Below are 7,640 nucleotides of genomic sequence, written 5' to 3'. Positions count from 1 at the left end.
TAACGGTTGATGTAACTTATCCAGATGGAACAAAAGATACTGTAACAGTAACTATCCATGTGACACCAACACCAGATAAGGATAGATATGATCCAACAGGTAAAGCTCAGCAAGTCAACGGTAAAGGAAATAAACTACCAGCAACAGGTGAGAATGCAACTCCATTCTTTAATGTTGCAGCTTTGACAATTATATCATCAGTTGGTTTATTATCTGTTTCTAAGAAAAAAGAGGATTAATCTTTTGACCTAAAATGTCACTAAATTTTTCACCATTTATTGGTGTGAACACATTAATAAAGTTATGCATCTCTCTCCAACAAAATTAATTAAAGTGTTTCAATTTTTCGAGATTAATTCTTGAAAAAAGCCTATCGAGATTATTAATTTCGATAGGCTTTTGATTTTGTGTAAGCGTCCAATATACCTTGTTATTGGACGCTTACTATAAAACTGAAGAAATGATATTATTTAGTTGAAATTTGTAAATGAAGTGTATCATTAGAGCCTAAGATTTTAATCCTAGGATCTCTTTTGATGATTTAAAATTTTTAGGTGTAATCAAATGTAAGGTTAGATGCAAAATTTTCTAAAATGACTGTTTGTCTTTTCAAGTAATTAAAGGTTATAATTTTTTTAAAAAGGGACGGGGTTTTAATTGAAGATTTTACAGAAGGAGTTAAAATTTTTGAAAAACCATATAAGAAGTCGCCAGAAGATAAGTATTTAAAAAGTATTGAAGATTATCAAAAATTATTAGCATATTTAAAAAGAATAGCTAATTATTCAGACTCAATAATCCCTTTTTTCTTTTCACAATGTTACAAACTGGTTTTAGGTTTGGTGAAGCAATGGCAATAACTTGGGATGATATTGATTTTGAAAGAAATAGTATTTATACATATCGAAGATAGTCTTCAATAAAAAAGGACTTTACAAAGCCTAAAACAAGGACTTCAATAAGGAGAGTTCCAGTAAGTCATGATTTAAAAGAGTTATTGCTTGAACTAAAATTTCAACAAGAAAGAATGCTGAAAGCTTTGCATATAAAAAATACAGATCAATTGATTTTTTATGACTATAGGTTTGGTATGATATCAAATAATGCTGTTAACAAATTCTTGGCAAGCTCATTGGAAAATTAGAAATAGAATCTAAGATGTCATCAACAGGTGCTAGACATACTTATAGAAGTTATTTGTTGGCTAACGGAGTAGATATTTGGGCAGTTGCAAAATTAATGGGGCATAAAGATATCAAACAATTAATAGAAACATATGGTCATTTGCTTCTGTAAGTGGAAGAAAAGGAAAATGATCAGCTTTTAAAAATTCTTAATAATAAAGGTAGTTTTTAAAATGACTATCAAGAACAAATTAAGAACAAAAATAAAAGAAACCCTATTATAATAAGGTTTCACTCATATATTTTCTGCCACCACCGAGAATTGAACTCGGAACTGAGCATTACCATTGCTCTATTATACCATTTAACTATAGCGGCTACTTTTCTATGATACTATAAGATTTTGACGAAATCAAGTATTTCTTTACTTAGAAAAATAGTCGTTTTTTTAGTCTAATTCTATTTGGAGAAATTTACTATTTTCAATAGCTCTTAAATGGTGTGTTTCTTGTGGAGAGAGGCTAATAAGGCTATCTTTTTCAAGGATATGTTTCTGATCACCAAGGATAATTTCAAGTTTTCTTTCCAAAACATTTATTAATTTTGGATGAGGGCATCGTTCATTTTTCAGTCCCCGGCTGATGATTTTAATGGTATTGAATAAACCTTCATCTTTAATCATTCCTAACGGGGACATAAGACTTATTTTTCCAAATTGATATTCTGAACTTTAAAAACCATTTTGTAAGAATAAATTTTGCCAATCATCTATTTTTAGAGGAGCAACGTTAACATTCATAGTATGTCTAAGTTGATCGATCAGCTTGGCAGTGTCTTCATCTTGATAAGAAACATCATGTGTGAGTAAACGTCCACCAGGTTTTAGGACACGTAAGTACTCTTTTATGGCTTTCTCCTTAGCTGAATTGTTAAGCATCGTTAACATTGCTTCGTTGATAACGATAAACTATTATCAGGAAAGGGCAGTCTGAGTGCATTTCCCTGAATAACTTCAATAAATTCTTCTAATTGGGCCTTTTTGACATTTTCTTTGGCCTTTTCTATTACTTTACTATCTAGATCAAGCGCTGTAATGTGACAGGAAAATGCTTTAGCGATATCGATGGCACTGGTACATTGATTACAAGCTACTTCTAGAACACGACTGTCAGCACTAAAGTGTCCTTTTTTGATAAGCCAATTCGTTGCTTGGACACCTCCTGGTCTTAAGCGTTTTTTCCTAGTCGTGCTAAGAATTGATGTCCAATTTCTTTATGTGACAATAAGATCACCTCTTTCTTTTAATAGTAATATCATTTTTTCTTAATTATAACACATAGATGCTAAGATAACAAGGAGTAATAGTGATTGAATGGTATAAGTGATGAATTTTAGAGAGCGTTTTCTTTTAACTAGGGGTGTGATGCCAAAACTAGAATGGCATAGAGAACCATACATCTCAAAAGGTCTTCCTTAGATAAAACTAGTTGTTTTTATATCTGTCAGAAAAATCATAATTTATTTTTGATATAATGATTTTTTGAGTATTTAATTTATATGTTATAATGAAAAAAACTAAAAAAGAGGAATATCATGTCATACGAACAAGAATTTTTAAAAGACTTTGAAGAGTGGTTACAATCGCAAATAAGTATCAACCAAATGGCAATGGACAGTGCAAAGAAAGTTTTAGAGGAAGATAAGGATGAGCGAGCAGCAGATGCGTATATTCGTTATGAGAGTAAGTTAGACGCTTATCGCTTTTTGCAAGGGAAATTTAATAACTATCATAACCAAAAATCTTTCCATGATTTGCCTGATGGTCTTTTTGGACAACGTCATTATTAAAAGGTTTATCGCTAGAAAGCTTGTCAAATAGGCATTTCTATGATACATTGTTATAGTAGTTTTTAGATACTATGATAGATTTCATAAATGAGGAGAAAGCATTATACAATGGCAAAGCGTATTAAACCGAATAAAAAAAGAGAGCTTTTGAAAGCTAAAGGGATCAATTGGAAGGATGTTCGACTATCTCAAACTTTACAAGAAGTCGTATCACCGAAAAAAAAGGCTCCTGAAGCGCCAAAGGTAGTCGATCTTTTAGAAGGTTTAACTGCTAATAAACAAGATGTTTTAAAAGAAGCTGGCCTTGTCAGCCTTGAAGCGTTTGCGAAAGTAAGTGAAGCAGATGTTTTAGCACTAAAAGGTATTGGTCCAGCAGCTATTAAACAGTTAGTTGATAATGGTGCTGTTTTTGCAAAATGATTTGATTCACCTTGCGAAAGTAGTCTTATTTTGCTAGAATAAAATTAACTTAGAGGTGTTTTGAAATCCCATTTGTCACAGGAAGCGGTCATACTGAGAAATCCGCACAAATGTCAAAGCTTGTTGCTAAGTCCAATAATTGAAACAAAACGAGTTGCGGATGTTATTATCCGAATTTGGGTGGTACCGCGGAAATCGTAATACGAAATTCGTCCCTGTCAGAATTGACAGGGATTTTTTGTATTTAGGAGTGAGGAGATTGAAGTATATGCAGATTCTAGAAGATTTCGATGGCAAAGCATTACCAAAACTAGAAACGGATCGGCTTATCTTGCGTCAGCGAACGGTGGGGGATGTCCCAGCCATGTTTGATTACGTTTGCTTGGAAGAGGTTGCCTATCCAGCAGGACTCAGCCCAATAGCTTCTTTAGAAGATGAGTACGATTATTTTGAAAATCGCTACTATCAAAATCTGGAAAAGGCAAAATTACCATCTGGTTATGGTATTACCGTTAAAGGAAGTGATCGGATTATCGGATCTTGCGCCTTTAACCATCGCCATGAAGACGATGTTTTCGAGATTTGCTATCTGCTTCATCCTGACTACTGGGGTCATGGCTACATGACAGAAGCTGTCGCCGCTTTGATTGAAGTCGGTTTTACCCTCCTCAATCTCCACAAAATCGAAATCCGCTGCTATGATTACAATAAGCAAAGCCGGCGCGTGGCAGAAAAACTAGGCTTCACCCTTGAAGCAACCATCCGTGATCGTAAGGATAATCAAGGCAATCGCTGTGTCAATTTGATATATGGTTTGCTGAGGAGTGAGTGGGAGGGGAGAAAATGAATGATTTTTTTAATTGGTTAATTACACTATATAATGATGATAAAGTTGCTTTTGTATCACTTTGTCTAACTTTAGTGTTTGGATTTTTTTCATGGTTAGCCCAATTAAAAAGAAACAAACAAGATGATATTCGACAAGCTGAACAGGATGAATTTAACAGACTAGCTCAAGATGAGTTAAAAGAATTTCAGAGTTTTCAAAAAAAGTTTGCAGAGTATCAACAAAAAGTGAGTGAATTGCAGTTTAATTTTGAAAGTCAAGAAAATTTCAAACCCTATTTTGAATTTAGCAAAACTAAATCAAGTACTTACGTTGAAGGAGGAAAATTGATTGCTAGAATATGTCTGACAAATGTAGGGAGAGGCACAGCTACAAAGATTATGACCAATCCTATTGACTCCGACCAAGATGGAAATCCAATGTATTTTAGAACAATACCTACTAAACAGACACATGCTATATATGATTATTTTAGTGAGACTTTTGCTATTCCAAATGATTCTATATTTTTGAGTACAACTGCACTAGAACAGACAGAGAATCAGAATCATTGTATAGAGTTTAAAATTAAATTTTGTGATTCATCAGGCAGAACTTATGAACAAAAATTTGAATTCGGTTATGATAATTTTTTAGTAAGGGGAATAAATCTGAAATCAGTAACTTATGAGCCAACCTTGATTAAATAAGAGAATTAGAAAGGACACTATATGTCAAAAGAACTGTCACCAAAATACAATCCTGCCGAGGTTGAGGCAGGCCGTTATCAAACTTGGCTTGACCAAGATGTTTTCAAGCCATCAGGGGATACTGAGGCTAAGCCTTATTCTATCGTGATTCCACCACCAAACGTTACGGGTAAATTGCACTTGGGTCACGCTTGGGATACAACTCTACAAGATATCATTATTCGTCAAAAGCGTATGCAGGGCTTTGATACACTATGGCTTCCAGGTATGGACCACGCTGGTATAGCCACTCAAGCTAAGGTTGAGGAGCGCCTTCGTGAGCAAGGCATTTCACGTTATGATCTTGGTCGTGAAAAATTCCTAGATAAAGTTTGGGAATGGAAAGACGAGTATGCAGCAACTATTAAATCTCAGTGGGGAAAAATGGGTCTTTCGGTTGATTATAGCCGTGAGCGTTTTACCCTTGATGAGGGACTTTCAAAAGCGGTAAGAAAAGTCTTTGTTGATTTGTACAATAAAGGTTGGATCTATCGTGGGGAGTTCATCATTAACTGGGATCCAGCAGCTCGCACAGCCCTTTCAGATATTGAAGTTATTCACAAGGATGTTGAGGGTGCTTTCTATCATATGAATTATCTGCTGGAAGATGGCTCACGCGCCCTAGAAGTAGCAACAACTCGTCCTGAGACTATGTTTGGAGATGTGGCTGTAGCGGTAAATCCAGAAGATCCACGTTACAAAGATTTGATTGGTCAAAATGTTATCCTTCCTATCATCAATAAACCTATTCCAATCATCGCTGATGAACACGCTGATCCAGAATTTGGAACAGGTGTGGTTAAGATTACGCCGGCTCACGACCCTAATGACTTTGCTGTAGGTCAACGCCACAACTTACCACAAGTTAACGTTATGAACGATGATGGGACTATGAATGAACTTGCGGATGAATTTAATGGTATGGATCGTTTCGAAGCTCGTAAGGCAGTAGTCGCTAAATTAGAATCGTTAGGAAACTTAGTAAAAATTGAAAAAATGACTCATTCTGTTGGTCATTCAGAACGAACAGGCGTTGTGGTTGAACCACGTTTATCTACTCAATGGTTCGTCAAGATGGATCAATTGGCTAAGAATGCCATTGCCAACCAAGATACAGAAGACAAGGTAGAGTTTTATCCACCACGATTTAACGATACTTTTATGAGCTGGATGGAAAATGTCCATGACTGGGTTATCTCTCGTCAATTATGGTGGGGACACCAAATTCCTGCATGGTACAACGTCAATGGTGAGATGTATGTTGGAGAAGAAGCTCCAGAGGGTGACGGATGGACACAGGATGAAGACGTTCTAGACACATGGTTTAGTTCTGCTTTATGGCCGTTTTCAACAATGGGATGGCCAGACACCGAAGCAGCTGACTTCAAACGCTACTTCCCAACGTCAACCTTGGTAACTGGATACGATATCATCTTCTTCTGGGTATCGCGCATGATTTTCCAATCTCTTGAATTTACAGGACGCCAACCATTCTCAAATGTTCTTATTCATGGACTCATCCGTGATGAAGAAGGACGTAAAATGTCTAAATCACTTGGCAATGGGATTGATCCGATGGATGTCATTGAGAAATATGGTGCGGATGCCCTTCGTTGGTTCCTCTCAAATGGTTCAGCCCCTGGTCAAGATGTACGTTTTTCATACGAAAAAATGGATGCTTCGTGGAATTTCATTAATAAGATTTGGAACATTTCACGCTATATCCTTATGAATAACGAAGGTTTAACGTTGGATCAAGCCAGAGAAAATGTGGAAAAAGTTGTTAATAGTCAAGTTGGAAATGTAACAGACCGTTGGATTCTCCACAATTTAAATGAGACTGTGGATAAAGTTACTGAAAGCTTTGACAAGTTTGAATTTGGTGTTGCTGGTCACATCCTTTACAACTTTATCTGGGAAGAATTTGCTAATTGGTACGTTGAGTTAACAAAAGAGGTTCTTTATAGTGACAATGAAGATGAGAAAGTTGTTACACGTTCTGTTCTTCTTTACACTTTGGACAAGATTTTGCGCCTTCTCCACCCAATCATGCCATTCGTGACAGAAGAAATCTTTGGTCAGTATGCAGATAGCTCAATCGTAACAGCTGCTTACCCTACGGTTAACCCAGCCTTTGAAAATGCTGCTGCCCACAAGGGAGTTGAAAGCTTGAAGGACTTTATTCGTTCCGTGCGTAATAGCCGAGCAGAGGTCAATGTTGCTCCATCTAAACCAATCACTATCTTGGTTAAGACAAGTGACAGCGAACTCGAAAGCTTCTTCAAAGACAATAGTAACTACATCAAACGTTTCACAAACCCAGAAACACTTGAAATCAGCTCAGCTATTGCCACACCAGAACTTGCCATGTCATCAGTCATCACAGGAGCTGAAATCTTCCTCCCACTTGCTGACCTCCTCAACGTAGAAGAAGAGTTAGCACGACTTGAAAAAGAACTAGCCAAATGGCAGAAAGAACTGGACATGGTAGGCAAAAAACTCAGCAACGAACGCTTCGTAGCCAACGCCAAACCTGAAGTCGTCCAAAAAGAAAAAGATAAACAGACCGACTACCAAACTAAATACGACGCAACCATAGCACGTATTGAAGAAATGAAGAAGTTGGTGAAATAATAAAAATCATTCACTACTTCCATAGGGCCCTACCGCTAG

At 36.3% G+C, this 7,640-nt stretch carries 8 protein-coding genes, 1 tRNA gene and 1 pseudogene; 7 read left to right on the top strand and 3 right to left on the bottom strand.

Going from position 1 to position 7,640, the window contains the following annotated elements; translation table 11 throughout:
- Positions 1 to 239 (top strand): LPXTG cell wall anchor domain-containing protein (locus tag HMPREF2818_RS09630; RefSeq protein ID WP_025197246.1); only part of this gene is annotated, 239 nt, incomplete at its 5' end.
- A 919-nt stretch (positions 240 to 1,158) separates the two neighbouring features.
- A complete protein-coding gene (locus tag HMPREF2818_RS10445; RefSeq protein ID WP_001867531.1) occupies positions 1,159 to 1,296 on the top strand; it encodes a tyrosine-type recombinase/integrase in 138 nt (45 codons plus the stop codon).
- Between the two features lie 135 nt (positions 1,297 to 1,431).
- On the opposite strand, the gene HMPREF2818_RS09620 is transcribed toward HMPREF2818_RS10445, so the two are convergent.
- The 3 genes and pseudogenes from HMPREF2818_RS09620 to HMPREF2818_RS10440 all read right to left on the bottom strand — a co-directional run.
- A tRNA-Thr gene (locus tag HMPREF2818_RS09620) sits at positions 1,432 to 1,502 on the bottom strand.
- 70 nt (positions 1,503 to 1,572) lie between these two features.
- Positions 1,573 to 1,767 (bottom strand): cupin domain-containing protein, encoded by a 195-nt coding sequence (locus HMPREF2818_RS10415; RefSeq protein ID WP_223876857.1) that lies wholly within the window; start codon positions 1,765 to 1,767, stop codon positions 1,573 to 1,575.
- Positions 1,744 to 2,407 (bottom strand): annotated as a pseudogene (locus HMPREF2818_RS10440) (class I SAM-dependent methyltransferase); the annotation flags it as partial. The gene HMPREF2818_RS10415 and the pseudogene HMPREF2818_RS10440, both read right to left, overlap by 24 nt.
- A 310-nt stretch (positions 2,408 to 2,717) precedes the next feature.
- On the opposite strand from HMPREF2818_RS10440, the gene HMPREF2818_RS09610 reads away from it, so the two are divergent.
- From HMPREF2818_RS09610 to HMPREF2818_RS09590, 5 genes are all read left to right on the top strand, one after another.
- Complete coding sequence (locus HMPREF2818_RS09610; RefSeq protein WP_000119699.1) at positions 2,718 to 2,972, top strand: DUF1912 family protein; 255 nt, start codon at positions 2,718 to 2,720, stop codon at positions 2,970 to 2,972.
- Positions 2,973 to 3,080: 108 nt separating this feature from the next.
- Complete coding sequence (locus HMPREF2818_RS09605; RefSeq protein WP_001119105.1) at positions 3,081 to 3,392, top strand: helix-hairpin-helix domain-containing protein; 312 nt, start codon at positions 3,081 to 3,083, stop codon at positions 3,390 to 3,392.
- A 268-nt stretch (positions 3,393 to 3,660) separates the two neighbouring features.
- Positions 3,661 to 4,239, top strand: a complete 579-nt coding sequence (locus HMPREF2818_RS09600; protein WP_001166197.1) for a GNAT family N-acetyltransferase — start codon at positions 3,661 to 3,663, stop codon at positions 4,237 to 4,239.
- Positions 4,236 to 4,928, top strand: a complete 693-nt coding sequence (locus HMPREF2818_RS09595) for a hypothetical protein (RefSeq protein WP_000997620.1) — start codon at positions 4,236 to 4,238, stop codon at positions 4,926 to 4,928. The genes HMPREF2818_RS09600 and HMPREF2818_RS09595 overlap by 4 nt, the downstream gene beginning before the upstream one ends.
- A gap of 21 nt (positions 4,929 to 4,949) precedes the next feature.
- Complete coding sequence (locus HMPREF2818_RS09590) at positions 4,950 to 7,601, top strand: valine--tRNA ligase (protein WP_000032196.1); 2,652 nt, start codon at positions 4,950 to 4,952, stop codon at positions 7,599 to 7,601.
- Positions 7,602 to 7,640 lie beyond the last annotated feature (39 nt).

The organism is Streptococcus sp. HMSC076H09 (genome assembly GCF_001811765.1).
GTDB classification, from domain to species: domain Bacteria; phylum Bacillota; class Bacilli; order Lactobacillales; family Streptococcaceae; genus Streptococcus; species Streptococcus agalactiae.
The sequence above is the reverse complement of the archived record's forward strand: the minus strand, read 5'-3'. Positions and strand labels throughout refer to the sequence as shown.